Raw genomic sequence first — 26501 nt, 5'->3', positions numbered from 1 at the left:
CGAACGGTGACGCCTGATCGGCGTGCACGCCCACGGATGTCGTTAGCGTGCGGGACGTGTTCTTCGGCGCGCTCGGCCCCCTTGAGATCCGGTACGACACCGGTCGCACGGTGCCGCTCGCGCCCGGCAAGCAGACGGTGCTGCTCGCCACACTGCTGGCCGGCAACGGCGCCCGGATCTCGGCCGACCAGGTGATCGACGCGCTCTGGGGCGAGCAGCCTCCGAGGTCGGCCCGTTCGAGCATGCACGTCCACATCCACCGCCTGCGTCTGCTGCTTGGCGAGGATGGCAAGGACCGGGTCGAGCACGCCTCGGACGGCTACCGGCTCGTCCTCGACGAGGACGACTTCGACGTCCGAGAGTTCGAGTGTCTGGTCCAGGACGGACGCCCGAGTGACGCGTTGGCGTTGTGGCGCGGCGAGCCGTACGCCGCCGTCGGGGCAAGCACACCCGTCGAGCGCGAGCGGGTACGACTGAGCGCCCTCCACGTCGAGGTCACCGAGCGATCGGTCGCCTCGCAGCTCGCCGGCGGTCGGTATGAGGACCTCACGCCCGTGCTCGTCCAGCTCGTCACGGATCACCCGTTGCACGAAGGCTTCTGGGCGCATCTGGTGACGTGTCATCGTCTCGCCGGCCGAACCGACGAGGCGCTCGCGGCGTACGCAGAGGCGCGGCGGGTCCTGTCGACCGAGCTGGGTCTTGAGCCGGGTCTCCAGCTGCAGCAAGCACTTTCGGCCGTTCTGTCCACGGAGCGGGCCGAGCCCGCGGAGGACACGCAGACCCTCCACCGACAGGTGCCGGCGGAGCTGCCGCCCGTCGTGACCTTGTTCACCGGCAGGCAGGAGCAGCTGGCGGTCGTCCAGCGCGAGCTGCGGGACCAGAGCGCGTCATCAGTCGGTGTGGTGGCGTTGTACGGCCCTGGCGGCGTCGGCAAGTCGGCCATTGCTGCGCACGCCGCGCGAGCCGTGGCGGCCGACTTCCCGGACGGTCAGATCTACCTCCACCTGCGTGGCGCGACGCCAGGGGCGCATCCGGTGGAGCCGGCCGCCGCGGTAGCCCGCCTCCTGCGCTCGCTCGGCCTCGCCGACGGCGACATCCCCCCGAACCTCGAAGAAGCATCGGCGCGGCTGCGATCGATGACGGCAGACCGCAAGCTGCTACTCGTTCTCGACGACGTCAGCGACGTCGCACAGGTTCGTCCGTTGCTGCCGGGCGGTGGTGGAAGCGCGGTCCTGGTCACCAGCCGCAGCATGCTCGCCTCGCTCGACGGGACGGCCCACCACCAGGTCGGCGTGCTCGACCGCGACGAGGCGATCGAGCTGCTCCTCACGCGTGCCGGTCTCGTGCCCAGTCCGGACGAGCGGGCCGTGGCGGCGGAGGTGGCGCACCTGTGTGATGACCTGCCGCTCGCCATCTGCATCGCGGCCGCCAAGCTGCGCCAACGGCGTTGGGACCTGCGGACGCTCGCGAATCGCTTGCACGATCAAGGGCGGCGGTTGGACGTCCTGGCGCAGGACGATCGCGCGGTACGGATGAGCTTCGCGCTCAGCTATGACGGGATCGACGCCGATGCCGGACGACTGCTGGGCGCGATGTCCCTGCTGGATGGCAGCGACATCGGGTTGAGCGCTGCCGCAGCGGCCGCCGCGCTCGGTGAGCCCGAGACCAGCGATCTGCTGGACACGTTGTGCGACGCCCAGCTGGTGCAGGTCAGCAGGCCGGACCGTTTTGCCATGCACGACCTCGTCCGGTTGTGCGGTCGCGAGCTGGTGACCTCGGAGAGCGCGCGACAGGCAGCCGTGCACCGCGTCGCCGAGCACTATCTCGCTACGGCGGTCGGAGCGTCCGCGGTCGGTGACCGCATCACCTGGCGTACGGACGGGCTCGCCGTCGAGGCTCCGGCTGTGGAGCTGACCTCCGAGGCCGAGGTCAGCGTCTGGCTCTCGAGCGACATGGACAACGTGCTGGTCACCGCTCAGCAGGTGAGCAGCGCCGGCGCGGAGGGTGCGCGGCTGAGCCGCGAGCTCGCCGCCGCGATGTTCGCACCGCTCAACAGCCGCGGGCAGTGGCGCGAGATCGAGAAGCTCAATGACGTTGCGCTGCAGGCGTGTTCGCCGGACGTTAGCGGCTACGACCGAGCGCTGCTCCACAACGACCTGGCCTGGGCGCTCAGCCTGCTGGGCTCGATCGACGCCAGCCTTGAGCACGTCGGTGAGGCGATCCGCCTGTGGGCGGAGGCCGGCAGTATCCGAGGGCGGGCAGTCGCGCTGCGCGTGCGCTCATCGGCCCTGTCGCACCTCGACCGAACGTCCGAGTCGTTGGAGTCCGCGCAGGAGGCGGCGCGCCTCTTTGCCACGCTCGGTGACCGGCACGGCGAGCTGGACAGCATGGTCGCGATCGGCCTGCTGCACTCGCGCAACGGTCGACTCGAACAGGCAGCAGAGATCTATGTCGAGGCCCTCACGCTCACCGAGAGCGGCGACTTCCGGTGGCAGCGAGCGATCGTGCTCGGCAACATCGCCGACCTCCGTCGCCGCCTCGGCAGGACCACCGACGCCGTGATGTCGTTCGAGCGGGCGCTGGAGGCCGACGCGGCAGCCGACCTGATCGGCTCCTACTACGAGGCCGAGCACCGTTGGGGGCTGGCGACATCCATGCACGAGCTCGGTGGGACCGACCGCGCTCGGGTGGAGTGGCGGCAGGCTGCTGAGCAGCTGCACCAGCTCGGCCTCATCGGGGCCGAGGAGCTGCACTCGATCGAGCAGGCAGCGGTCCCGACGACACCGTCGATCATCCTGCGCCAGCTCTGACGACCGGGACGTACGTCGGCCGGTCATCTCCGAGAAGGTGACCGGCCGTCGTACGTCGAGAGTGCTCAGCGGGCGTCGACCCAGGCGTAGATGTTCTTGCGGGGGACGTTGCGCATCGTCACCTTGTTGCTGACGTTGCCGCCGATGACCTTCAGGTGGTCCTTGTAGACGCCCACCACGATGTCGACGTGCGTCGAGGTGCTGGGCGAGGACGGGCCGGAGCCGTAGAGGACGAGGTCGCCGGCGTTGACCTTGCCCAGCGGCTTGCCCTTGACCCAGTGCGAGCGGCCCTTGGACTTGCCCCAGTTGTAGAGGTCGCCGGTGAAGGCGTACCGCGGAATCTTGATCCCGGCCTTGTTCCAGACCCAGGTGGCGAACAACGCGCACCAGGAGACGCACTGGCTGCTGTACTTCGTGCAGTTGTTGCCGGACTCCTTGTAGCCGACCTGGCCCTTCGCGATCGAGACGACCTTGCTGCCGGCTGAGGCCATCGCGATCTTGGCGGTCGGCTCATTCAGCTCGTTCGCGGACGCCGGGGACGGTGCCGCGGCGAGCGTCGAGCACACGATGGCGGCACCGGCGGTGATGCTGAGAAGGGTGCGGGGAGTGGTGGCCTGCATGATGTCGGTCCTCTCCGAGTGACGGACGGCCGCACGATTTCGGCGACCGGTGGCGGTGAGCCACGGCTTCACCATCTCGACCCGGCCCGGGTGCGCACCACGGACAACCCGGACAACGGACCCGCACAACGCCACACGACGTCAGAGGACAGTACGTTGAACAACGCAGGCTGATGCACGGATCTTTGGGGGTGCCGTGAGCAGGGACTTCGCGACAAACCTTCGACGGTTGCGCAAGGCGGCGGGGCTGACGCAGGAAGAGCTCGCCGACCGCTCCGGCCTGAGTGTCGAGGGCATCAGCGCGCTGGAGCGTGGGCAGCGACGCCGTCCGCGCAGTGACACCATCGGGCTTCTCGTGACCGGCCTTGACCTGTCTGCGACCGACGAGGCCGAGCTGGTCGACGCCGCGGCGCAGTCACGATCGGCGCCCCGTACGACCGATGCCAACGTCCCACGTCAGCTCCCGGCCCGGCCGCCGGCCTTGTTCGGTCGCGGCGGCGAGCTCGCCGAGATCGTGCAGCGGCTCGGGGACCCGACCGAACGACGTACGCCACAGGCTCTGGCGATCGTCGGTATGGGCGGTGTCGGCAAGACCGCGCTCGCGCTCGAGGCCGCTGCTGCGCTGGCCGAGCACTACCCGGACGGTCAGCTGTTCGTCGACCTCAAGGGGCACGACCTCGACTCGCCGGTCACCAGCCATCTGGCGCTGACCTTCCTGCTGACCTCGCTCGGGGTCGGCGTCGACGACATCCCGCTCGATCTCGATCATGCGGCGGCGTTCTATCGATCGATCACTTCCGACCTCCGCCTGCTCCTGGTCCTGGACAACGCGGCCGACGTCGCGCAGGTCGAGCCGCTCGTTCCCGGGTCAGCAGGTTGCGCTGTGCTGCTCACGAGTCGGCGCGCTCTCGATGGCCGTCTCGGCATCCAGCACCTGCCGCTCGATGTGCTGTCGGGCGAGGCATCGGTCGAGCTGCTCGGTCAGCTGATCGGGCCCGAGCGCCTGGCCGACGACCTCGATGCCGCCGCTGAGCTGTCCTGCCGCTGCGGTGGCCTGCCCCTGGCGCTGCGGATCATCGGAGCACGGCTCGCGGCGCGGCCGTCGTGGCCACTCGACCACATGGCCGAACGCCTCGGGTCCACCAGCAGCAGGCTGAGCGAGCTGCGCTCCGGTGACCTGGCCGTACGCAGCACCTTGGCCGTCTCGATCGAACAGCTGGAGCACGGCGACGACCCGGCCGATGCCCTCGCCGTACGACTGCTCCTGCTCGCGGGGATTCTGCCGGCGCCGTTCCTGTCGACCGAAGCCATGGTCTGCATGTCGGGCTCGCCTGCGTCGGCCGTCCAGGAGGGCCTGGAGCGTCTGGTCGACGTCAGCCTCCTGGACGTCGCCGGTCCCGGCCGCTATCGCATCCATGACCTCATTCAGGCGGTGGCGAGCGAACGGGCCGCGCAGCAGCTCACGGAGTCCGAGCGACGGGCCACGCTGCTGCGGCTGCTCGAGATGTACGCCGCGGTCGCCTGGCGCACGCGGCCGATCTCGCGGGCCACGCCGCAGGGCATCGACGAGGCCGAGATGGTCGCGGCCTCAGGCAGCCTCGTCGATCAGGCGGAGTGCATCGAGTTCATCGTCGAGGAGGCCGACCAGATTCTCGCGCTCGCCCGAGCCCTCGTGTCGTACGGCCCCGCGGCCGGCGCACTCGTGTCGCGACTCGCGCTGGGCATGATCACCTACTTCGTCACTCTCGCCGAGACGGCCGGCTGGCCCGAGCTGCTCGAGCTCGCACTGGAGCACGTCCCGACGGAGGCCGTGCAAGATCGGGTTTGGCTGCACCAAGACCTGGTGATGGCGTACTCCGCCCGTGCCGAGCACGAACGCGCGCTGATCGAGGCGTATCGCGCGCTGGAGCTGGCCGGCGAGATCTCGGACCCGTCAGCAGAGGCGATCGCCTGCGTCGCGGCCGCCATCCCGCTGGGCCGCATGAGGCGTACCCAGGAGGCCATCGCGATGTGCCGCCGCGGCATCGAGCTCGGCACTGCCGCGGACGACGAGCGCGCCGTCGCCATGGCCTCGCGAGACCTCGGCCTGCTACTCGCCGAGGAGGGCGACCTGGAGACCGGGATCGCAGCGGAGCGGCGGGCGCTGGCGTACTACCGCAGGCTGCACGAACCGCGCGGAGTAGCGATGGCTCTGGTCAACCTGGGGGCGATGCTGCGTGATCACGGCGAGCTGCCGGAGGCGCGACAGCACCTGGAGGACTGCGTCGAGGTCAGTCGCTCGATCAACGACCGCGCGCTGGAGACCGAGGCGCTGGACGAGCTGGGCTACTGGCACGTGCTCGCCGGCAGCCCGCAGGCCGGCCTCACGGTGCTGAACGACGGTCTCGCGCTGGTCGATGAGAGCGGGCCGGGCCAGCAGGAGCCGAGTCTGCGGCGGCGGATCGGTGTGGCGCTCGCCCGGATGGGACGGCGCGATGAGGCGAAGGCCCACTGGATGGCCGCCGTACGCATTCACGAACGCCGCGGCGAGTGGCGCGAGGCGGCCGAGATCCGCGAGCTGTGCGAGGACGATCAGCAGGTGACGATCGGCGGGTCATGACGTACGACGGCCCGGCACGAGATGCTTCCGATTGTCGGAACTAGATGAGTCCCCGTGGCTTGGCCGCTCTCCGACCAAACGGTTGCCTTTGAACTGCACTTCTGGTACGGAACTTTCTCGGGCCGGGATCGCCCAGATCTTTCGAGGAGCGTGACAGAGTCGGAGACGTAACCCAGTCCGACCGGGCTGCGGGTCGCATCGAAAGAGTAGGGGATCTCAAAATGCGAACAATGAGCAAGGCGGCCTTCGCCGTACTTTCCGCCGGCACGATCGTTATCGCCTCTGGCGCCCAGGCATCGGCATTCGAAACTCCGGACCTCATGTCGGATAGTGCGACTGTGGCACTTGCTCAGCACTCAGGGGAATCGTTCCGCACGGGCGAGTACGACATCACGTGCCAGGGGCCCAATGGGCAATTCATGGACTGGCACGACAAGGCTATGTTTGCCTGTCACGGCTTCCTCGACAAGTACATCTCCGGAAATCACGTAGCCCACATTTATCCGGATCTCATCCCTCGCGGTCGAGCGTTGACTAAGAAGGAGTTCGGCTGCAGCGTGGCGGTGGTATCGACCATTGTCGGATTGTGGGGAGGTCCGGCCGGGGCTTCAGCCGGACGGGTCGCGTCCACTGCAACGCTCAGCGCGCTCGGGATCTCCACGAGCTGCTAACAGCGTGTTCCTCCCGACATATATGTCGGCCCGGCACCCCTGCGGGGTGCCGGGCCGTCGTGTCGTGCGGTTGGTTGATCAGCCTCCGGCGTTGACGATCTTCGACAGCGTCGGGTCGTTGGCGTAGGCCTCCTTGGCGTTGGCCTTCGTCACGATCTGCGGCGGGAGCAGGAAGGACGGAACGATCTTCACCTTGTTGTTGTAGCTCTTGGTGTCGTTGACGTCGACCTTCTGGCCGGCCTGCAGCTGGCCGACCATCTTGACGGCCTGCTTCACCAGGTTGCGGGTGTCCTTGTTGATGGTGGAGTACTGCACCCCAGCCATGATCGACTTGATCGACTCGACCTCGGAGTCCTGACCAGTGACGATCGGGTTGGGCTTGCCGGCCGACTTGGTGGACGTCAGGATCGCGCGGGCGAGCGTGTCGTTGGGGGACAGCACACCGTCGATGGTCTTGCTGCCGCCGTAGTTGGCCGACAGCAGGGTGTCCATACGCTTCTGCGCGTTCTCCGGCTTCCAGCCCTGGGTGACGGCCTGGTTGAACGACTTCTGACCGGACACCACGTTGACCGTGCCGTCGGCGATCTTCGGCTGCAGCACCTTCATGGCGCCGTCGAAGAAGACCTTCGCGTTGGCATCGTCGGGCGATCCGGCGAACAGCTCGATGTTGTACGGGCCGTTCGGCTTCTTCGCCTTCATGCCATCGAGCAGGGCCTGGCCCTGCAGCTCGCCGACCTTGAAGTTGTCGTAGGCGACGTAGTAGTCGACGTTGGGCGTGTTCAGTAGCAGGCGGTCGTACGCGATCACGATGGCGCCGGCGTCGTGCGCCTGCTTGATCTGGGTGTTGAGCTGCGAGCCGTCGATCGCGCCGATGACGATGACCTTGGCGCCGTTGGTGACCATCGAGCTGATCTGGTTCTGCTGTTCGCTCACCCCACCGTTGGCGAACTGGACGTTGGGCTTGTAGCCGGCGGCCTTGAGGTCGGTCTTAAAGAGGTTCTCGGCGAGGACCCAGTTCTCGCTGGTCTTCTGCGGCAGCGAGACGCCGATGACCGAGTCCTTGGCGAACCCGCCGGCCGCTGCGGAGCCGGAGCCGGACGCGCCCGGTGCTGGGGCCGATCCGGTCTTGTCGCCGTCGGAGTCGTCGCGACCCCCGCAGGCCGACAGGGAGAGCGCGAGGACGACGGCGCCCGCCGCAGCCGCGCTCAGGTGCTTGTGAGTGCGCATGTATGAGTTTCCTTCTCCTTGAGGCCGATTCGTCGACGACAGACCGGCTGGTTGATGACTAGCCGGTCGGACTGGTGGTGCTGCTGGTGTCCTGGGCGGGTTGTTGCCCAGAACTTCTTTTGGTCAGGAGCCCGATGATCGAGAAGCGGCCCTGGTTCTTGTTCCACACGTCGAGCGCGACCGCGATCAAGAGGACGAGACCCTTGATGATCTGGGTGGCGTCAGCGCCGATTCCCTTCAGCTGAAGGCCGTTGTTCATCGTCGCCATGACCAGGCCGCCGACCATGCTCCCCGTCACCGTCCCGACGCCACCACTGACTGCAGCGCCGCCGATGAAGACCGCAGCGATCGCGTCGAGCTCCCACTGGTTACCGTCGGCAGGTCCGGATGCCGTGGAACGACCGATGAACATGATCGCGGCAACAGCGGCGAGCAGACCCATGTTCATGATGACCAGGAAGTTGACCTTGCGACTCTTCACCCCGGAGAGCTCGGCGGCCTGTCGGTTGCCGCCGATGGCGTACACGTGTCGGCCAAGGACGGTGCGCGACGTGATGAAGGCGTAGATCAGGACGAGGGCCAGCAGGATCAGCCCAGGAATCGGGAACGAGGTGCCTGGTCGGCCGGTGGCGTAGAGGTTGGTCAGGTAGAGGATGACAGCGCAGAGCAGCACCATCTTGGTGATCGTCACCCATAGCGGGTCGACCTCCGACTGCATCCGCACGGCCGTCCGCCGGGCGCGCATCAGGCCCCACACCACGGCGGCACAGCCAGCAAGCCCGAGCAGCACGGTCAGGTTGTTGTAACCGGTGTCCGGGCCGATCTCCTTCATGTATCCGCCGCCGAGCCACTGGATCCGTTCCGGCACGGGAACGCTCTGGGAGTCTCCGACCAGCTGGTTGGCGCCGCGGAAGATCAGCATGCCGGCGAGGGTCACGATGAACGCTGGGATGCCGATGACGGCGACCCAGAAGCCCTGCCACACGCCGACCAGGAGGCCGACCGCGAGGCCGAGCAGGATGGCAGCCCACCATGGCCATGACCAGTCGAACGTTGCCTTCGCGACAATGATGCCGACGAACGCCGCGACGGAGCCGACCGACAGGTCGATGTGACCGGCGATGATCACCATCACCATGCCGATGGCCAGCACCAGGATGTAGCTGTTGCCGTTGAGCAGGTTCATCATGTTGTCGGACGTCAGCATCTTGCTGTGGGTCCACCATTGGAAGAACAGCACGATCACGACGAGCGCACCGAGCATGCCGAACTGGCGCACGTTGTCGCCGAAGAGCTGGTGGAACACCGACCCACCGCGGGTCTCCGGCTCCGGCTCGGGAGGCGGGGTGGCCGCGGGGTTCATGGTGTCTGTGGGAGTGGCCATGGAGGGATTCCTTCGTCTGCGGCCGGTCAGGCGGATTTGGCGGGAGTGGTCATCAGGCGCATCAGGTTTTCCTGGTCGGCCTCGTCGCGCGCGAGCTCGCCGGTGACGGCGCCCTCGAAGATCGTGTAGATGCGGTCGGACAGACCGAGCAGCTCGGGCAGCTCGGAGGAGATGACGATGACGCCCTTGCCTTGGTCGGCGAGGGCCTGGATGATCCCGTAGATCTCGAACTTGGCGCCGACGTCGATACCGCGCGTCGGCTCATCGAGGATCAGGAGGTCGGGGTCGGTGAACATCCACTTGGACAGCACGACCTTCTGCTGGTTGCCGCCCGAGAGATTGGACACGCCCTCATCGACGGTCGGTGCCTTGGTGCGCAGCAACTTGCGGTAGCGCTCGGCGACGGTGTGTTCCTCGCTGCGGTCGACGATGGTGTTGTGCGCGATCTTCTTCAGGCCCGCCGAGACGGTCGTCGCCTTGATGTCGTCGAGGAGGTTGAGGCCCAGGGACTTCCGGTCCTCGGTGACATATCCGAGGCCGGCATCAATGGCTTGGGAGACGCTGCGCGGGTGGATCTCCTTGCCGTCCTTGATGATTCGGCCGGCCTGGTAGACGCCGTATGAGCGCCCGAAGACGGACCGGGCCAGCTCGGTGCGCCCTGCGCCCATGAGGCCGGCGAAGCCGACGATCTCGCCGCGGCGAACGGTGAAGCTGGCGTTCTTGCAGACCAGCCGCTCGGCGATCTGCGGGTGGCGGACCGTCCAGTTCTGGACCTCGAAGAAGACCTCGCCGATCTTGGGGGTGTGGTCGGGGAAGCGGGACTCCAGCGTCCGGCCGACCATGCCCTTGATGATCCGGTCCTCGTCGACGCCGCCAGCGCTGACGTCGAGCGTCTCGATCGTGTGGCCGTCGCGCAGGATGGTGATCGAGTCGGCGATCGCCTCGAGCTCGTTGAGCTTGTGGCTGATCATGATCGAGGTGATGCCCTTGGTCTGCAGGTCCTTGATCAGGCCGAGCAGGTGGGCGGAGTCGGTCTCGTTGAGCGCGGCCGTCGGCTCATCGAGGATCAGCAGCCGGACGTCCTTGCTGAGGGCCTTGGCGATCTCGACCAGCTGCTGCTTGCCGACGCCGATGTTCTTGATCGCGGTGTCGGGGTCCTCGCGCAGGCCGACGCGGGCCAACAGCTCGATCGCGCGCGCCTTGGCGAACCGCCAGTCGATGACGCCGCGCTTGGAGGGCTCGTTGCCGAGGAAGATGTTCTCGGTGATCGACAGCTCGGGGATGAGCGCGAGCTCCTGGTGGATGATCACGATGCCCTCGGCCTCGGACTCCCGGATGTTCTTGAACTCGGCCGGCTGACCCCGAAACGTGATGTGACCGTCGTACGACCCGTGCGGGTAGACGCCGGACAGCACCTTCATCAGCGTTGACTTGCCGGCGCCGTTCTCGCCGCAGATCGCGTGGATCTCACCTTCGGTGACGTCGAGGTTGACGTCGTCGAGCGCCTTGACGCCCGGGAATTCCTTGGTGATCGACTGCATCCGCAAGAGGTACGCCGACGGGTTCGCCTGCGTAGCGTCCAGGGGGTCCGGCATCTCTTGGGTCCTTCGGTCTGCGGCCCCGAGTCGCGCGGCGGCGCGGGGCGACGGTTTGTCACGAGCTATGGGGTAGATCACACGTGGCGAGCAGTTAACCCGTCAACCGCCTTGTCGTCAAGCAATGAACGCAAAGACGAGTTGAGTCCCGCATGCTGGAGGACGAGCGAGGCCGCCCCAAGCGCTTCGGCGCGGTCCCCTAGGGACGAGACGACGATCTGGGTGGTCTCGCCCACGACGGGCACGGCGTGACGGACGAGACCCCGACGAATTGGGTCCAGGAACGCATCTCCGAGGGCGGCGAGCGGTCCGCCGACCACGATGACCTGCGGGTTGACGAAGTTGGCCAGGCTGGCCATGACACGACCGAGCACGAAGCCCGCGTCGTCGATCACGCGCAACGTTGCGGAGTCGCCCTCGAGCCCCCGACGGACGATGTCAGCGGTGCTGACGGGACCGGTCGTGCTGGGCGCGAGGGACTCGATCATGGTCGAGGTGGAAGCCAGTGTCTCGAGGCAGCCGCGGTTGCCACAGCGACAGAATGGACCTTGCGGATCAACGGTCGTATGGCCGATCTCGCCCGCCGTCCCGAGTGCGCCGTAGTGCAGCTTGCCGCCGATCACCAGGCCCGCTCCGATGCCCGTGCCGACCTTGACGAAGATCAGCTCCGTCGCGTCCTGTCGCTCGCCCCAGGCGATCTCGGCCATCGCCCCGAGATTGGCGTCATTGTCGACCAGAACCTCAAGTCCCAGACGTTCGCCGAAGGCCTTCGGCACGTTGGTCCCGATCCAGGCCGGGAGGATCGCGCCGTCCAGCACGGTCCCGCGCTCGCGCTCGATCGGACCGGGCAGTCCGACCCCGGCACCGATGACCGCACGCCGCTCGATACCGGCCTTGTCGACCAGCTTGTCGAGCATCGCGGCGGCCGCGTCCAGACCGTCCTCGGCGCTGTGTCCGATGGGCAGCGCGATGGCGTCCTCGGCCAGCACCTCGTAGCCGACAGTCGCCAGCACAACCCGCAGATGGCGCCGCCCGACATCGAAGCCGGCCGCGACCGCGCGAGTGCCTTGAAGGCGTACGGACAGGGCTCGCCGACCAGAGCTCGTGGTGGGTTCGGTGACCGCCAGACCCTCTTGGGCCAGCTCCTTGACGATGTTGGAGACCGTGGCGTTGGAGAGCCCGGTCTGGCGGGCCAGCTCGGCTTGCGTGGCGGGGCCGTTGGCCAGCAGCGCATGCACGACGGTCTGGCGGTTGCGACGGCGCAGCGCAGTCTGAGAACCGGGGCGGCCGGGTCCTGAAGGCGGTGGCGACGTCACGGGAGGTGAGCCTGCCCTGGGGATGGTCTGTCGTCAAGAAGTGAACGCAAACGATTTCCGTGAACGCCGATTTGCCGTGCTGTGAGCTGCGCGGTTCGCGCAGCGGCGTCCGGGCTCAGACCGAGTGCAGTCCAGGCCCTGGACCCGATGTACGCGTGGGTGCCTGCTCGGCGTACGCCTGCCGGTGAGCGGTCTGGCGCTGCATGTCAGCCAGGAAGGCGTCCAGCTCGGGGCGGCGGTCGTCGCGCGGTGGATCGGTGCGCGGTCGGTCGCCGGCAGGGTGCACGGCGGCGACGGCCGCGGCCAGGTCCGCCACCTCGAGGACGGTCATCGACTCGGGACCGGGCTTGTCGCCGAGTGCTCCCCGGGGAATGACCGCGTGGGTGAATCCGATGCGGGCGGCCTCGGCCAGTCGGCGCGCGACGCCGGCCACGGCTCGCACTTCGCCGGCGAGCCCGACCTCACCGAAGGCGATGGTGCGCGGAGGCAGCGGCTGCTCGATCGCCGAGCTGACCAGGGCGAGCGCGACGGCGAGATCGGCTGCGGGCTCACTGAGTCGGGCGCCGCCGACCGTCGAGACGTAGCAGTCGGACTGGCGGACCGGCACGCCGACGCGGCGGTCGAGGACGGCGAGGATCATCGCGGTGCGCGAGCCGTCCACGCCGCTGGTCGTACGACGAGGCGAGCCTCCGTTGGACGGCACCAGCAGTGCCTGCACCTCGGTCACCAGGGGCCTGCGCCCCTCCAGCGCCACCGTGACGCAGGTGCCGGGCACGGGCTCGTCGCGCTGGCTCAGGAACAGCCCGCTCGGGTCCGGCAGCTCGACGATGCCGACGTCCGACAGGTCGAAGCAACCCACCTCGTCGGTCGGCCCGTAGCGGTTCTTCACCGCGCGGACCAGACGCAGGCGGGAGTGCCGGTCGCCCTCGAACTGGATGACCACGTCGACCAGGTGCTCCAGCACGCGCGGCCCGGCAATGGAGCCGTCCTTGGTGACGTGGCCGACGAGCAGAACTGCGATGTTGCGGGCCTTGGCGTACTGGATGACCGAGGCCGCGACCTCGCGAACCTGCGCGACATTGCCTGCGGCGCCTTCGATCTCGGTCGACGCGATGGTCTGCACGGAGTCGACGACCACGAGGTCCGGCTGGACCTGCTCCATCTGCGCCAGCACGGTGCCGAGGTCGGTCTCGCTCGCGAGGAAGAGCGACGGGGCGAGAGCCTCGATGCGCTCGGCCCGCAGGCGGACCTGCGCTGCGGACTCCTCACCGCTGACATAGAGGACGCTGCGTGACTCCTTCGCGGCACGGGCAGCGACATCGAGCAGCAGCGTCGACTTGCCGATGCCGGGCTCGCCGGCGACCAGGACCACGGCGCCGGGCACCAGCCCACCGCCGAGCACCCGGTCGAACTCGCCGACTCCGGTCGACCGTGCCTGCGCGAGTGTGGCGTCGACCTGGCCGATCGGGACCGCCGGGCGCTCGACGACGGAGGCGGGCGGCGTACGGGCAGGAGCATTGCCTGCCTCGGCCACCGTGCCCCACGCCTGGCACTCACCGCACCGGCCGACCCACTTGACCGTCGACCACCCGCACTCGGCGCAACGGAAGGTCGAACGGGCACGCGCGGTCTTCGAAGCCATGCCGCGCACGCTAGGGGAGGCCACCGACAGCAAGCCCGCAACCCGCCGAGAGGCACACCTTCACATCGACAGGCGTACGCCCGGCGTCTGCCTCTCGGACGAGAGGTATGCCTCTCGGTCAGGACTCGGGAAGATAGCTGCATGCGGACTGAGCTGGACGTGGCTGAGCTGGATCCGGATGTGACCTACCGCCTGCTGACGGCGAGCGTCGTACCTCGTCCGATCGCCTGGGTGTCGACCCGTTCGGCGGCCGGTGTCGACAATCTCGCACCCCACTCGTTCTTCACGATCTCGTGCGTGCGCCCGCCGATCGTCCAGTTCACCTCGGTCGGGCGCAAGGACTCATTGCGCAACGTCGAGGAGACGGGCCAGTTCGTGGTGTCGTTCGCGCCCGAGTGGTTGACGCGCGTGATCAACGAGTCGGCGACCGACTTCCCGCGGGATGAGAGCGAGTTCGACACCGTGGGCATCGAGCGCGAGCCGTCGCGCACGGTCGCGCCCAGCCGGGTCGCCGACTCACCCGTGGCGCTCGAGTGCGTCCTGGAGCGCACCATCGAGCTCGGCGACTCAACGGTTGTGATGGGACGCGTCCAGCACATCGCCCTCGACCCCGCTGTCGTCGATGACAGCGACGGCCATCCGCATCCGCGGATCGATCTGATGCGCCCGATGGCGCGGCTGGGTCGCAATGAGTGGGGCAGCCTGGGCGAGGTGCGGGACATCCCGCGAGAGCCGTACGACGTCCGGCTGCGTCGGCAGGCCCAGCAAGCAGGGCAGTAGCCCTTCATTGCGTCGCCTCCAGCGAGCGCAGCACGCGTCGAGCGGGGAGCAACGTTGCGGCGTAAGCCGATCCGCCGACCCCAGCACAGATCAGCACGACCGCCCAGAACGGCCCCTGGGGCCACGGTTGATGCACGAGTCCGGCGCTGATCATCGTCATCGGGCCGAGGGAGATCAGGGCGCCGGCAGCTGCGGCACCAAAGCAGACAAGACCGACCTCCGCGCGCACCATGCTCAGCACCTGTGCCGGTGTGGCGCCGATCGCCCGCAGGGTCGCCCACTCCGACCGACGGCGGCCCGTGGTGGCGACGAGTCGGTTCGCGACGCCCAGCAGGACGTAGCCGAGCAGGGTGAGCGTGACGAGCAGGCTTGCCCATCGCCCGGGGTCCTCGCCCGAGCCGGACAGTCCTGGTACGCCTGCGCCTGGGTCGACCATCGTGCCCGGGTGGGCGGCGAGTGAGTGTCGTACGGCAGTCGCATCGGCCGGGCGATCGCTCGACCCTGCGACGAGAACCGTGTCGTACGAACGCCTTTCGCCCAGCACGTCGGTCGAGAGGACGACTTTGCCGAACCCGAAGCTGCGCCGATAGGTCGCCACGAGAAGTGGCCGGACCCGTGTCCCGTCCGCCAGGACCAAGGTGACTCGCTCGCCGATGTCGATGCCATGGGACCAGGCGGTGGAGGAGTCCAGCGCGACCGTGTCGCCCCGCAGGTTGTGCAGGTTTCCGTCGCTCACATCGAGGTCGAGGACCTTCTCCGCATCGTGGCCGAGGGCGGTCATCGGGTAGGCCTCGGCCTTCGGACTGCCATCCTCAAGAGATGTCCAGACCACGCTGCTCGACACCAGAGGAACGGCGAATCCGACACCGGGAGAACGGCGTACGTCGGCCAGGGCCTCGGGAGTCACCCCGCCGACCGGCCCTGCCGTGACGGTGAGCGAAGCATGGTTGGCCGCCGCGACATCGCGACTGCTCACGGCCGACAACGTGGTCTGTGTGTAGAGCTGGGTGACGGTGAGAGCGATCGCGAGCGCGAGCACGGACAACGCGCCACCGGTGCGGACGGCGTACGCGGTCGTGTTGCTCAGCGCGAGCCAGCCGCTCGGTGATGCCGACGACCCGAGTCGTCGCCGCAGCCGCGAGCCGGTCCAGGTCACCAGAGCCGGTCCCACTAGAGAGAGGCCGACGATCGCGAGGAGAGTGCCGGAGGCGGCGCTGATGAGTGCGGCCTCACTGTGCGCGATCAGGGGGACCACGGCCGCACCGCCAGAGATAGCCAGCAAGCCCAGTCCGACGCGGGTGCGCCACCGCCCACCGGCCGAGGGCTCGATCTGGGTGTCGCGCACGGCCTCCGTCGCAGGACGCCGTGAGACGCCACGGGACGCCGCGCGCGATGCGACCTGCGTGGTGATGAGCAGCAGGGCGCCGGCTGCCAGGACGGGGAATGGGCTCCACGCGAGGGGCAGCTCGGTGGACATCAGGCCAGAGCTGCCGAGCACGCCCTGCAGTGGGACCGACAGCGCGTAGCCCCCGGCCGCTCCGACCAGCAGAGCACCGATCGCCACCCGGGTCGCCTGACGCGCGACCATGCTCCGAACCTGTCGGGGAGTGGCGCCGACTGCCCGTAGGAGGGCGAGCTCGCGCGAGCGGTTGGTCACCGAGATCGAGACGGCGCCCGCGACCAGGAACGCCACCAGCAGCACCACGACGCCGCCGAGTGACATGGCGAACGTGACCATCTCACCGCGGCCGGCCGCGCCGGCGGGGTTCTCGGCGTCGCCGATCCGGTCGCCGGTGGAGACGGTGAGGTCGCCCCCGAGGGCCTGCCGTACGCGCGTCGCGAGCTGGGCGACATCGGTGCCGGGCGTGGCTCGGAGCGCGATCAGGTCGACGACGCCGGGCCGGGCGAGCCGGTGCGCGATACTCGGCGTGACGTAGGCGTCTCCCCCTGGGGCGGCGACGACAGCGGTGATGGTCAGGGACGTACGACGACCGGCGAGCACCGCGTCGATGCGGTCGCCGGGCCGTACGCCGAGGCGCTCGGCCGTTGACTCGGTCACCGCGACATCGTTGTCACCCTGTGGGGCGTGACCGCGAAAGTGACTGTCCAACAACAGGTTCGGTGACCATGGGTGTCCCTCGCCTAGCGACGAGCGGGCCGATCCAGGTTCTTGACCGGCAGCCATCAACGCCGCCGTGAAGCTCACATCGCCTGTTGCTTCCGCAACGCCGGGCACCGCCCGGACCCGGTCGACCAGTCGCTCATCGACCGGCACCCGGTCCGGCAGCGGCACGTCGAGGTCCTCGTCCTGCGCGACGTGCTGGACGCCGCTCACCACGACATCGGCTCCGGCCAGGCGCGACGCCGGAAGATGAGACCTGAACCCGGTCTCGGCAAGCACCGCGCAGGCCGTGACCAGCGCGGCCCCGACGGCGACGGCGCAGAAGATCGCGACGACCTCCCCGAGCCGTGCTTTCAGAGTGGGAATCATGAGTGGTACCCGCCCAGCACAGCCGCGAGCGTCGCGGCGTCGGGCTCGCGTAGCACCTGGTCGATCCGTCCGTCGGCCATCACGACCGTGTCGTCGGCCCAGGCAGCGGCCATAGGGTCGTGCGTCACCATCACGACCGTCTGCGAAAGGGATGACGTGAGGTCCCGCAGCAACGACAGCACGTCCGTCGCGGTCTGGAGGTCCAGCGCTCCGGTCGGCTCGTCGGCGAAGATCACGTCCGGTCCGGCGGCCAGCGCCCGTGCGATCGCCGCACGTTGCTGCTGCCCACCCGACAGCTCGGACGGCATGCGTTGCAGGTGGTCGCTCAGGCCGACGTGCTCCACGACCGACTCCAGCCAGGCGTGGTCGACCGGGCTGCCCGCGAGACGGAGCGGCAGCGTGATGTTGTGCTCGATCGTGAGCGACGGGACGAGGTTGTAGGACTGGAAGACGAAGCCGACGCGTGCTCGGCGGACCAAGGTGCGCTCGGTCTCGGACAGCCGCGAGACCTCCGTCCCGCCGATCGCGACCGACCCGGAGGTGGGCACGTCGAGGCCGGCCGCGCAGTGCAGCAGCGTGCTCTTGCCCGAGCCCGAACGTCCCATGACAGCAAGGAATTTCGCCCGCGGGACCCGCAACGACACCGAGCTGAGCGCCGCGACGCTACCGCCCCCTGAGCGGTAGGTCTTGGTGACGTCGACGAGCTGTACGGCAGCATCCGGGTCGACCGGACCTGCCGCGCTCTGGCGCTGCGGTCGAAGGCGCGCGAGTGAGAGGCTCACAGCTGCCTCCGACGCTGCAGGTAGCGAACCAGCAGGATGCCGAGGCAGATCACGGCGACGCCGCCGATGCTGGACCCGATGACGTCCTGGCCGGCGATCGAGAAGCCGGCGTTGAGGCCGATGCTGGCGGCAACCAGTGCCCACAGGAGCGTGCTGACCGGGCCACCGCCGGGTGTCCGGCGTTCGGTCTGATCCTGTGTCGGAACAGGGTGAGGCGGTGTGGACTGGTCGATGCGATACGGGTCGTTCACGGTGGGCTCCATCCCCTCGAAGTGCGGTGTCTTCGACGCTATGGAGGCCGTGCTCCCGGGCCCATCCCGCGAGCTACCGCCTCGAGGTACAGCCACCTGTACCTTCCGAGCAGACCTCGCCCCGCGCGTCGCCGCACGCACCGTTCACCGCTTACGGTCGGTCCAGCCGGACACGCGATCAGGAGAGGGGAAGCACGTGGTTCACAACTCGACCGACCTGCCACGTCCCGCGCTCCTCGACGAGGCGCGGCGCGTCGTACGACGGGCGCTCGTCTCCCTGAAGTGGCTCCTCGCCGGCACGGGCACGGCACTCCTGGCCTTCGGCGTGCTGGCCCTTGTCGTTCTGGTTGCTCTGCTGTGCCTGATCGGAGTGGGACTGCTGCTGATCGGGCCCACACTCTCGGTGGTCCGCCCCGTTGCCCAGCTCGAACGACGGCGGCTGCGGGCGATCGGGCACCCGGTCGACATGACGTACGACCGGCTGCCGCGCGGTGCGATGGCGGTCTGGCGGTATGTGCGCACCGACGAGACGACGCGCCGCGACCTGTGGTGGTTGGGAGCGCACGCGACGGTCGGACTGGTGGTCGGCCTCTTCGCGATTCAGCTGCCGTTGAGCGCCGTGCAAGGAATCACCATTCCCGTTTGGTGGCAGGCAGTTTCGGCGGATGACGCGACCGTCCTCAACGGCTTTGTGCACATCTCCAGCTGGCCCGGCGCGTGGATGGCGTTGGTCATCGGTCTGGTCTGGCTCGTGCTGACGGTGGCGCTGCCGCCTGTGCTGCTGCGCGCGCAGACGGCCGCCGGTCGGCGCTGGTTGCCGCCGCACCCGGACCTGGACCTGTCCGAGCGGGTGGCTCAGCTGACGGCGACGCGCGCCGCGGCGCTCGACGCCCATGCGGTCGAGCTGCGGCGGATCGAGCGCGCACTGCACGACGGCGCGCAGAACCGCCTGGTCACCGTCGCGGTGTTGACCGGGGCGGCCCGGCAGGCGATGGCTCGCGACCCTGCAGAGGCGGAGGCGATTCTCGAACGCGCGCAGACCAGTGCCGAGACCGCGCTCGCCGAGCTGCGCTCCGTCGTACGCAGCATCTTGCCTCCGGTGCTCGAGCGCAGCGGGCTACCCGGTGCCGTGTCCGCACTCGCGGCTCAGTGCCCGGTGCCGACGCGCGCCACGGTCGACGTCAGCCAGCGCTGCCCGGCGGCCGTCGAGGCGTCGGCGTACTTCGCTGTCGCTGAAGGGCTCACCAACGTCGCACGGCACAGTAAGGCCGACCGTGCGACCGTGCTCGTGGAGCGCCGTGGCAGTGTGCTCGTGGTGCGGATCGAGGATGACGGAGTGGGAGGCGCTGTGCTGCAACAAGATTCGGGCTTGTCGGGCATCCAGCGGCGTGCCGAGGCGCACGACGGGACGTTGCGCGTGTCGAGCCCGGTGGGCGGTCCAACCGTGGTGGAGGTGAGTCTGCCGTGCGGCTCGTGATCGCCGAGGACGACGCACTACTGCGCGAGGGCCTGGTCCTCCTCCTGCGTGGCGAGGGGATCGACGTTCTCGCGGCCGTCTCAGGTCCGGACGAGCTGCTCCGCGCGGTCGACGAGCATCGTCCCGACATCGCGGTGGTCGACGTACGGATGCCGCCCACCCACACCGACGAGGGCATCAAGGCAGCGGTCGCGGCACGGCGTGCCCACCCCGAGCTCGCTGTGCTGGTGCTGTCGGCGTACGTGGAGCAGAGCTTTGCGACCGAGCTGCTGGCCGACGGGTCGAGCCGCATCGGCTACCTGCTCAAGGAGCGCGTCGGGCGGGTCGCGACCTTCCTGGAGGCGTTGCACCGGGTCGCGGCCGGCGGTACCGCGATCGACCCCGACGTGGTGGCGCAGCTGTTCTCGCGCCAGCGTGCTGACGATCGTCTCGCGCTGCTGAGCACACGTGAGCGCGAGGTGCTGGCCGTGATGGCCGAGGGACTGGGCAACGCGGCCATCGCGCAACGGCTCTTCGTGACGGACAACGCTGTGCACAAGCACATCCGCAATATCTTCGCCAAGCTCGGGCTCGAGCCCGGTGACGACACCGACCGTCGGGTCGCGGCGGTGCTGCGCTACCTCGAGGCCCGCTGAGGCGCCGCACGCAAACTCGGTGACCGCGTCGGTGGCGAGTGGTCTGATGGACAGATGGACCTCTCGACCTTGCTGGCCTTCGGGCTGGCCGCTGCCGTCATCAGCCTCGTGCCGGGGCCGGACATGATGTTCATCATCGCCCACGGTGTCGGACGTGGACGGCGAGCGGGAGTCGTGGCAGCAGTCGGGATGTCGAGTGGCCTGGCCGTGCACACGGTGCTTACGGCGGCCGGTCTCGGGGCCCTGTTGCTCGCTGCTCCAGCGGTGCTGGAGGGATTGCGCATCGCTGGTGCGATCTTCCTGATCTATCTCGCGGTCTCGGCCTGGCGGTCGTCGCGGGCGCAATCCGTTGCCGACGACGACGCGGCGGTCGTGCCGCCTCGATCGCTGCGGAAGACATACGTCATGGCCATGCTGACCAACCTCGCCAACCCCAAGGTGATCTTGTTCTACCTCGCGTTCCTGCCTCAGTTCCTGACCGAGGGCGGCTGGCCGGCGTGGGCGCAGTTCCTCGTGCTCGGAGCGGTGCTCATCTGCGTCGGGCTCTGCGTGGACGGCACGGTCGGGTTCGTGTCGGGTGCTCTCTCAGAGCTCCTGCAACGCCGACCGGCCGTCCAGCGCTGGCTCGACCGGGTGTCCGCCGCGATCTTCGGTGGCCTGGCCGTACGCCTGGTGGCCGACTCCCGCTGAGCGCGCCCCTCAGGAGGCGCGCTCGGTGTCTGCGTCCTGGGAGTCGGAAAGCATTGGCAGTCCAAGGTTCTCGCGCAGCGTCGACCCCGTGTAGTCCTCTCGGAACACGCCCTGCTCCTGCAGCAGAGGCACCACTGCATCGACGAATCCGCCCAGCCCGCCCGGTGTGATGTGTGGGACGAGAATGAAGCCATCGCTGGCGTCGTCCTGCACGTAGCGGTTGATCTCGTCGGCGACCGTGCGCGCCGAGCCGACGAACGACTGCCGCCCCGACACCTCGATCACGAGGTCGCGGATCGACAGGTTCTCCGCCTGGGCGCGCTCCCGCCACTCGTGTGCGGTCTGTACGGGATCGCGGTGTCCGCGCACGCTGGCCCGCCCGCGGGCGATGGTGTGCTCGCCGGTGTCCGGGTCGATGTCGGGCAGGGGTCCTTCGGGGTCATACGCCGAAAGGTCACGGTTCCAGACCTGTTCGAGGAAGTTGATCGCTGTGGCTCCGCTGACCTGCTGCCGGCGTACGACGTGGGCTCGCTCCTGCGCGTCGGCGTCGTTGTCTCCGAGGACGAAGGTGGCGGCGGGCAGGATGAGCAGGTCGTCCCGGGTGCGGCCGAACTTCGGGAGCCGGCCCTTCACATCGGCGTAGAAGGCTCTGCCCGCGTCGTACTCACTGTGTCGCGAGAAGATCGCGTCCGCCTGACGAGCCGCGAAGTCTCGACCTTCGTCGGAGTCGCCGGCCTGGAAGATGACCGGCCGTCCTTGTGGGCTGCGCGGGACATTGAACCTGCCGCGGATGTCGAAATGCGAGTCCTGGTGGGCGAACTCGCCCGCATCGGGTCGTGCGAGGAACTCGCCGGACTCGCGGTCGGCGAGGACATCGCCCTCACGCCACGAGTCGAGCAGCTCGAGTGTCGTCTGCAAGAAGACCTTGGCCCGCTCGTAGCGCTGCTCGGCCGGCAGGAAGCCGCCACGTCGGAAGTTCTCACCGGTGAACGCGTCCCAGCTGGTCACGACGTTCCACGCCGCGCGGCCACCGGAGAGGTGGTCCAAGGACGCGAACTGCCTTGCCACGTCGTACGGTTCGTTGAACGTCGAGTTGATCGTGCCTGCCAGGCCGAGGTGGTCGGTGACAGCGGCCAGCGCGCTGAGGATCGCGAAGGTGTCAGGGCGGCCGACGACGTCCAGGTCGTAGATCTGGCCACGCTGCTCGCGCAGCCGCAGACCTTCGGCCAGGAACAGGAAGTCGAACTTGCCCCGCTCGGCGGTCTGCGCGAACTCGCGGAACGAGTCGAACTCGATGTGGCTGCCGGACTCCGGGTCGCTCCAGACGGTGGTGTTGTTGACCCCCGGGAAGTGCGCGGCCAGGTGAATCTGCTTCTGCGGCATCAGTTTGTCCTCTCCGGGTGGTCAGGCGGCGTAGCGGCTGACGGGGCGGGCTAGGCCGAAGCGCTCACGCAACGTCCGGTCGTCGTACGCCGACCGGAACAGTCCGCGGCGTCGCAGCTCGGGTACGAGGTCGTCCACGATTCGTGGCAGGTCGACGGTGTTGACGGCCGGACGCAGACGAGCCCCGGAAAGGCCTGCGGTTGACCAGGACTCGATGAGATCGGCCAGGCCCTTCACACCACCGACATAGATCAGCGCGTCCGACACCAGGGGGCTGCCGGCCAGATCGTTGAGCCGGCCGAGGCGCTCACCTGCCCGTGCAGCGTCCTCGTCGAGGACGACCAGCACGTCCCCGAGGACGTGGACTGTGTCGCGCCCGGCGTCCTGCTGGGCCTCGCGGATGACGGTCAGCGCCTCGGCCGGGTCGTCCTTCGGTGTGATGAAGCCGAGGTCGGCCGACCTGCCGATCAGCTGCCACGGTCGTACGTCGTGCCCGAGGGCCGCTATCAGCGGCTGACCCTGCGGAGGGCGAGGGGTGATCGACGGACCGCGCACTGAGAAGTGGTCGCCTTCGAAGTCGATGTAGTGCAGCTTGTCTCGGTCGACGAACCGGCCGGTGGCTGAGTCGCGGATCTCGGCGTCGTCCTCCCACGAGTCCCACAGCCGGCGCAGCACCTCGACGTAGTCATCGGTCTCATCGAAGAGTGCGTTGGCCAGGGATCGCTGACCGTCGGCGTCGAGGTCGGTCCAGTCGCCCAGCTCTCGGCGGCCGAAGTGGTCGGCCTCGTCGCGGCGGCCGCCGATCCGCACCTGTACGCCGGCGCGGCCGCCGGTCACGTAGTCGAGCGTCGCGATCGACTTCGAGAGATGGAACGGCTCGGTGTGCGTGGTGATCGCGATGGGTACCAAGCCGATTCGTCGGACGAGCGGGCCGACTCGGTTGGCGACCAGGACCGCGTCGAGGCGTCCACGAAGCCGGTCGGTGCGGTCGTCGTGGTGCAGCGCGTCATCGGCCTGGAGGGCGAGTCCGTCCTCGAGGGTGACCAGGTCGAGGGCGCCGCTCTCCGCCAACCGGACCAGGTCGGCCCAGTAGCGAGCAGTGAACACCTCGTCCGCCCGAGCGGACGGGTCGCGCCAGGAGGCCGGGTGCCAGCCGGTGCCGTCGAGGGCCACGGCCAGATGGATCAGGGGTCTGGGGCTCATCGTGTGCCTCCCGGGCGGCTGGCGCCGCGTCGTCGCGCTTGCCGCACGGGTTCATGCGGCCGGGTCGTCACCTGGGGCACCCCGCCACGAACGGAGGGTTGCCGGACAGCAAGCCAGGGCTTCACGCTGCCACTCAAGACCAGATTCAAGATAACTGAGAGTTATTCATATGCAAATGCCAGCGTCCACGTGGTGAGCGGGGCGGCCCGACTCGCTCGGCGGTGAGCCGGAGCGGTCTGCTGGCGCACTAGCACGCACCACCGACAACGTCAGAATCGTCGAAAGGCTTTACACAGCAATCAAATTCATCGATCGCGGACTTGCGGCGAAGTTCGTACGTACGTACGATGGTGGCATGGCAAGCGCACCCGAGATGACCACGCTGCGCCGCGAGACGGACACCGCTGCGCGGCGCAGCTGGTCATCGCTCGGGAGGCGTTGGAGTCGGCGTACGCGCTCATCCGCAACGACACCGAGGACGTCGTGTCGGCACCGGTGGTGCTCGAGCAGGTCAGCGTCACCCAGCACCTGGTCGACCTGGCCCACGCTGTGCAGGCGCATCGGTTGGCGCAACATGCGGGCTCGGTGGCGCACTACGACCCGTCAGGTGATGCCGGCCATCGACTTGGTCGCGGCGCGGTCGGTGATGTTCGGGACACCGCGGTCGCGGACATCAGCGCCGCCCTGTGCTGGGGGCCGCGCACCGCGGCGCGGCGGGTGCGCGAGTCGGTCGCAGCGGTGTGCCACACCCCACTACTGATCGACGCCCTCGCCGACGGAGCGATCGACCGGGAACGCCTCGCCGCGGTCGTTGACGCGTTGGAGGACGTCCCCGAGGGCACCCGAGCTGTGGTCGCGCCACACGTGGAAGCGGCGATGCTGTCCGGACCCCGTGGTGGCATCAGCTCGTGGACCGCGACCGCCACCCGTAAGCGCGCCCGAGCCGCAGTGGCCAACCAGGACGCCGAGTCACCGGTGCGGCACCGGCGACGGAGCGTGCGTGAGGCCCTCGGAGTCTGGTTCGAACCCGGCCGCATTCGCGGTACCAGCACCATGACCGCAACCCTGCCGACTGAGCAGGCGGCAGCGATGCAGTCCGCGATCCAGGACCTCGCCGGGCGCTACCGCAACGCACCGGACGACAAGGCCGCTACGGGACAGGCTGAGACCGGGGCCGCCGAGCTGCCGGCATCGGCTGGTGATGCACGGCGCGCACCGTTGATGGGTGAGTGCCGGGCACAGGCGTTGGTGGACCTGCTGACCTCCTCCGCGGATGCGTCGGCGTCGTGCACGTTCCTGGTTCCCGTCCAGGAAGGCGCCGCACGAGCCGCCGCGGTCGCCACCGACGGGCTCGCGGACCTGCTCGACCAGACCAACCTGCGCATGGGTTTCGTCGCTGGCGGCGAGACCGGCCCGGGAGAACCTCTCGACCTGTCCGCATGGGGACTGCACCCTGCGAAGGGCGGTCGCGTGCCGGACGTGCCCGACCCATGGACCACCACAGACCTGCCGCCGTGGCACCCACCCGGCACCAAGCGGGCAGCACCCGCCGCGACGAGTGGGAGTGATCCGGTCGCGGAGGCAGTGGAAGAGCTGATCGAACGGCTGACCACGATCGCCAACCAGCGCACGGACTCCGAACCGCCAGCCGCACTGGGCGATGTGGTCGTCGACGGTGTCGGCGTCATCTCGGCCGAGACCGTCACCGGACTGGTCCATGCCCTCGGTGACACGATCGGTCGTGCCCTGGTCAGCCCGACCACCGGTGCCCTGCGCGAGCACACCAGCACCGCCTACCGGCCACCGACCCGGATGCGTCAGTTCGTCCAGCTCCGCGATCAGGTCTGCCGCTTCCCCGGCTGCACCCGACCAGCACAGATGACCGACACCGACCACGTCATCCCGCACGGTCGTGGCGGCAGAACCGAACCCGCAGGGCTGCTGTCCCTGTGTCGGGCCCACCACCGTGCCAAGCACTCCGGCGCCTGGACCGTCACCATCACTCCAGACGGAACCGCCACCTGGACCAGCGCATCCAGCCGGATTTACATCACCTACCCCGCCCACGAACCGCCGCCCTTCTAGCCGGGCTAATGACTCAACGACGCGAGTGAGCGGGCGGGTCTGCTCCCCTGATCCAGACCCGCCCGCCCGCCGTGTTGTGTCGACCGGCGCGGACTACGGCGTCGTCGGCAGCGGCGGGTACACCTGGGGCTCAGGGATCACCAGGGCCGCGTCGGTCGCGAGCCGCTGCAGCTGTGCGGCGCTGTAGCGGAACTTGTGACGCGCCTCGGCCAGCGAACCGGCCTTGACCTTCTCCGCGACCGAAACGCCTCGGTCGTGCGCCCGGATATGCCCGACGACCAGGTTGTACACGCCCCGGACTGCGAACTCGTTGACGGTGACGTGTGAGCCGTCCGGCAGCACCTTGACCTCGCACCGGAACGGCACCTCACCAGGCGGCAGCGGCTGCTCAGGGCACTGCGCGCGTGACTGCTCCGGTGTCGGGTTGGTGCCCTTGGGCGCGATGAACACCGCCGTCCAGATCACGTGCGTCCGGTCGCCTGGCAGGGTGAACTTGCCGTGCCAGTCCGTCGCGTTCTGCACCTGATCCACGGGCAGCGGCGTGTTGCGGTTCCAGTCGCTCGCATAGATCGTCTCCTTCACCAGACCGTGACCGCCCGGAAGGTCGGCACGGACTCGCTTCTCGATGAGCCGCGCGACCGGACTGGCCGTCTTCGCCGAGTCGACCTTGGTGACTCGAGTGCCAGCTGGGTCGACCAAGGTGCCCTTCCCCTGGGCGCTGGCCGACGAGGTGAGGCCGGCGACACCGGCGCCCCCCGCGAGGGCGAGGCTCAGGACTGCTGTCGGTACCACGTACCGCGTGCGCATCTTCATGACATCTCCTTGTGTGGTGGGGACATCCACTGCCTCAAGTGGGCAGG

20 protein-coding genes and 1 riboswitch are annotated in these 26501 nt (G+C 68.7%); of the genes, 8 read left to right on the top strand and 12 right to left on the bottom strand.

What is annotated here, in order from left to right:
• Positions 1 to 56 precede the first annotated feature (56 nt).
• Entirely contained in the window at positions 57 to 2810 is a 2754-nt protein-coding gene (locus tag VV02_RS22685) for an AfsR/SARP family transcriptional regulator (RefSeq protein ID WP_169787738.1), read from the top strand.
• A 65-nt stretch (positions 2811 to 2875) separates the two neighbouring features.
• Here the strand turns inward: VV02_RS22685 and VV02_RS22680 are convergent, their stop codons facing one another.
• Positions 2876 to 3430: a CHAP domain-containing protein gene (locus VV02_RS22680; RefSeq protein ID WP_169787737.1), complete on the bottom strand. Its 555-nt coding sequence runs from the start codon at positions 3428 to 3430 to the stop codon at positions 2876 to 2878.
• Between the two features lie 196 nt (positions 3431 to 3626).
• On the opposite strand from VV02_RS22680, the gene VV02_RS22675 reads away from it, so the two are divergent.
• The gene (locus tag VV02_RS22675; RefSeq protein WP_083450366.1) at positions 3627 to 6029 is read left to right on the top strand and encodes a helix-turn-helix domain-containing protein; all 2403 of its coding nucleotides are present in this window, start codon (positions 3627 to 3629) and stop codon (positions 6027 to 6029) included.
• A 230-nt stretch (positions 6030 to 6259) separates the two neighbouring features.
• Entirely contained in the window at positions 6260 to 6700 is a 441-nt protein-coding gene (locus VV02_RS22670) for a hypothetical protein (RefSeq protein WP_052595327.1), read from the top strand.
• A gap of 78 nt (positions 6701 to 6778) precedes the next feature.
• On the opposite strand, the gene VV02_RS22665 is transcribed toward VV02_RS22670, so the two are convergent.
• The 5 genes from VV02_RS22665 to radA form a co-directional block, all read right to left on the bottom strand.
• On the bottom strand, positions 6779 to 7927 hold the full coding sequence (locus VV02_RS22665) for a substrate-binding domain-containing protein (RefSeq protein WP_052595325.1): 1149 nt from the start codon (positions 7925 to 7927) through the stop codon (positions 6779 to 6781).
• Between the two features lie 58 nt (positions 7928 to 7985).
• On the bottom strand, positions 7986 to 9311 hold the full coding sequence (gene mmsB, locus VV02_RS22660; protein WP_281177321.1) for a multiple monosaccharide ABC transporter permease: 1326 nt from the start codon (positions 9309 to 9311) through the stop codon (positions 7986 to 7988).
• 26 nt (positions 9312 to 9337) lie between these two features.
• A complete protein-coding gene (mmsA, locus tag VV02_RS22655) occupies positions 9338 to 10906 on the bottom strand; it encodes a multiple monosaccharide ABC transporter ATP-binding protein (RefSeq protein ID WP_052595323.1) in 1569 nt (522 codons plus the stop codon).
• A 77-nt stretch (positions 10907 to 10983) separates the two neighbouring features.
• A complete protein-coding gene (locus VV02_RS22650; RefSeq protein WP_052595320.1) occupies positions 10984 to 12222 on the bottom strand; it encodes an ROK family transcriptional regulator in 1239 nt (412 codons plus the stop codon).
• A 115-nt stretch (positions 12223 to 12337) separates the two neighbouring features.
• Positions 12338 to 13864 carry a DNA repair protein RadA gene (gene radA / locus VV02_RS22645; protein WP_083450365.1) on the bottom strand — a complete coding sequence of 509 codons (1527 nt, stop codon included), beginning with the start codon at positions 13862 to 13864 and terminating at the stop codon, positions 12338 to 12340.
• 141 nt (positions 13865 to 14005) lie between these two features.
• On the opposite strand from radA, the gene VV02_RS22640 reads away from it, so the two are divergent.
• Entirely contained in the window at positions 14006 to 14644 is a 639-nt protein-coding gene (locus tag VV02_RS22640; RefSeq protein ID WP_052595318.1) for a flavin reductase family protein, read from the top strand.
• Positions 14645 to 14648: 4 nt separating this feature from the next.
• Here VV02_RS22640 and VV02_RS22635 read toward each other — a convergent pair whose 3' ends face one another.
• From VV02_RS22635 to VV02_RS22625, 3 genes are read right to left on the bottom strand one after another with little or no spacing between them, the layout of a single operon-like run.
• Positions 14649 to 17135, bottom strand: a complete 2487-nt coding sequence (locus VV02_RS22635) for an FtsX-like permease family protein (protein ID WP_052595316.1) — start codon at positions 17133 to 17135, stop codon at positions 14649 to 14651.
• The gene (locus tag VV02_RS22630; protein ID WP_052595314.1) at positions 17132 to 17917 is read right to left on the bottom strand and encodes an ABC transporter ATP-binding protein; all 786 of its coding nucleotides are present in this window, start codon (positions 17915 to 17917) and stop codon (positions 17132 to 17134) included. The genes VV02_RS22635 and VV02_RS22630 overlap by 4 nt, the downstream gene beginning before the upstream one ends.
• Positions 17914 to 18168, bottom strand: a complete 255-nt coding sequence (locus VV02_RS22625; protein ID WP_083450364.1) for a hypothetical protein — start codon at positions 18166 to 18168, stop codon at positions 17914 to 17916. Before VV02_RS22625 ends, VV02_RS22630 begins: the two co-directional genes overlap by 4 nt.
• 196 nt (positions 18169 to 18364) lie before the next feature.
• Between VV02_RS22625 and VV02_RS22620 the strand changes: the two genes are divergently transcribed.
• Genes VV02_RS22620 through VV02_RS22610 form a run of 3 tightly spaced genes read left to right on the top strand, consistent with a single transcriptional unit; the run spans position 18365 to position 20970 of the window.
• The gene (locus tag VV02_RS22620; protein WP_218917459.1) at positions 18365 to 19645 is read left to right on the top strand and encodes a sensor histidine kinase; all 1281 of its coding nucleotides are present in this window, start codon (positions 18365 to 18367) and stop codon (positions 19643 to 19645) included.
• Positions 19633 to 20280, top strand: a complete 648-nt coding sequence (locus VV02_RS22615; protein WP_052595310.1) for a response regulator transcription factor — start codon at positions 19633 to 19635, stop codon at positions 20278 to 20280. The genes VV02_RS22620 and VV02_RS22615 overlap by 13 nt, the downstream gene beginning before the upstream one ends.
• 54 nt (positions 20281 to 20334) lie before the next feature.
• Positions 20335 to 20970 (top strand): LysE family translocator, encoded by a 636-nt coding sequence (locus tag VV02_RS22610; protein ID WP_052595308.1) that lies wholly within the window; start codon positions 20335 to 20337, stop codon positions 20968 to 20970.
• A 9-nt stretch (positions 20971 to 20979) separates the two neighbouring features.
• Here VV02_RS22610 and VV02_RS22605 read toward each other — a convergent pair whose 3' ends face one another.
• Positions 20980 to 22353 carry an NtaA/DmoA family FMN-dependent monooxygenase gene (locus VV02_RS22605; RefSeq protein WP_052595307.1) on the bottom strand — a complete coding sequence of 458 codons (1374 nt, stop codon included), beginning with the start codon at positions 22351 to 22353 and terminating at the stop codon, positions 20980 to 20982.
• 21 nt (positions 22354 to 22374) lie between these two features.
• Complete coding sequence (locus tag VV02_RS22600; RefSeq protein WP_052595305.1) at positions 22375 to 23556, bottom strand: LLM class flavin-dependent oxidoreductase; 1182 nt, start codon at positions 23554 to 23556, stop codon at positions 22375 to 22377.
• Positions 23557 to 23585: 29 nt separating this feature from the next.
• Positions 23586 to 23697, bottom strand: a riboswitch (SAM riboswitch).
• Between the two features lie 297 nt (positions 23698 to 23994).
• Between VV02_RS22600 and VV02_RS22595 the strand changes: the two genes are divergently transcribed.
• On the top strand, positions 23995 to 25641 hold the full coding sequence (locus VV02_RS22595) for an HNH endonuclease signature motif containing protein (RefSeq protein ID WP_052595303.1): 1647 nt from the start codon (positions 23995 to 23997) through the stop codon (positions 25639 to 25641).
• Between the two features lie 93 nt (positions 25642 to 25734).
• On the opposite strand, the gene VV02_RS22590 is transcribed toward VV02_RS22595, so the two are convergent.
• Positions 25735 to 26454: a hypothetical protein gene (locus VV02_RS22590; protein WP_052595301.1), complete on the bottom strand. Its 720-nt coding sequence runs from the start codon at positions 26452 to 26454 to the stop codon at positions 25735 to 25737.
• Positions 26455 to 26501: the final 47 nt, after the last annotated feature.

Origin of the sequence: Luteipulveratus mongoliensis, assembly GCF_001190945.1 — a bacterium.
In the GTDB taxonomy this organism is placed as follows: domain Bacteria; phylum Actinomycetota; class Actinomycetes; order Actinomycetales; family Dermatophilaceae; genus Luteipulveratus; species Luteipulveratus mongoliensis.
This window is presented reverse-complemented; position numbering and strand designations above follow the sequence as displayed.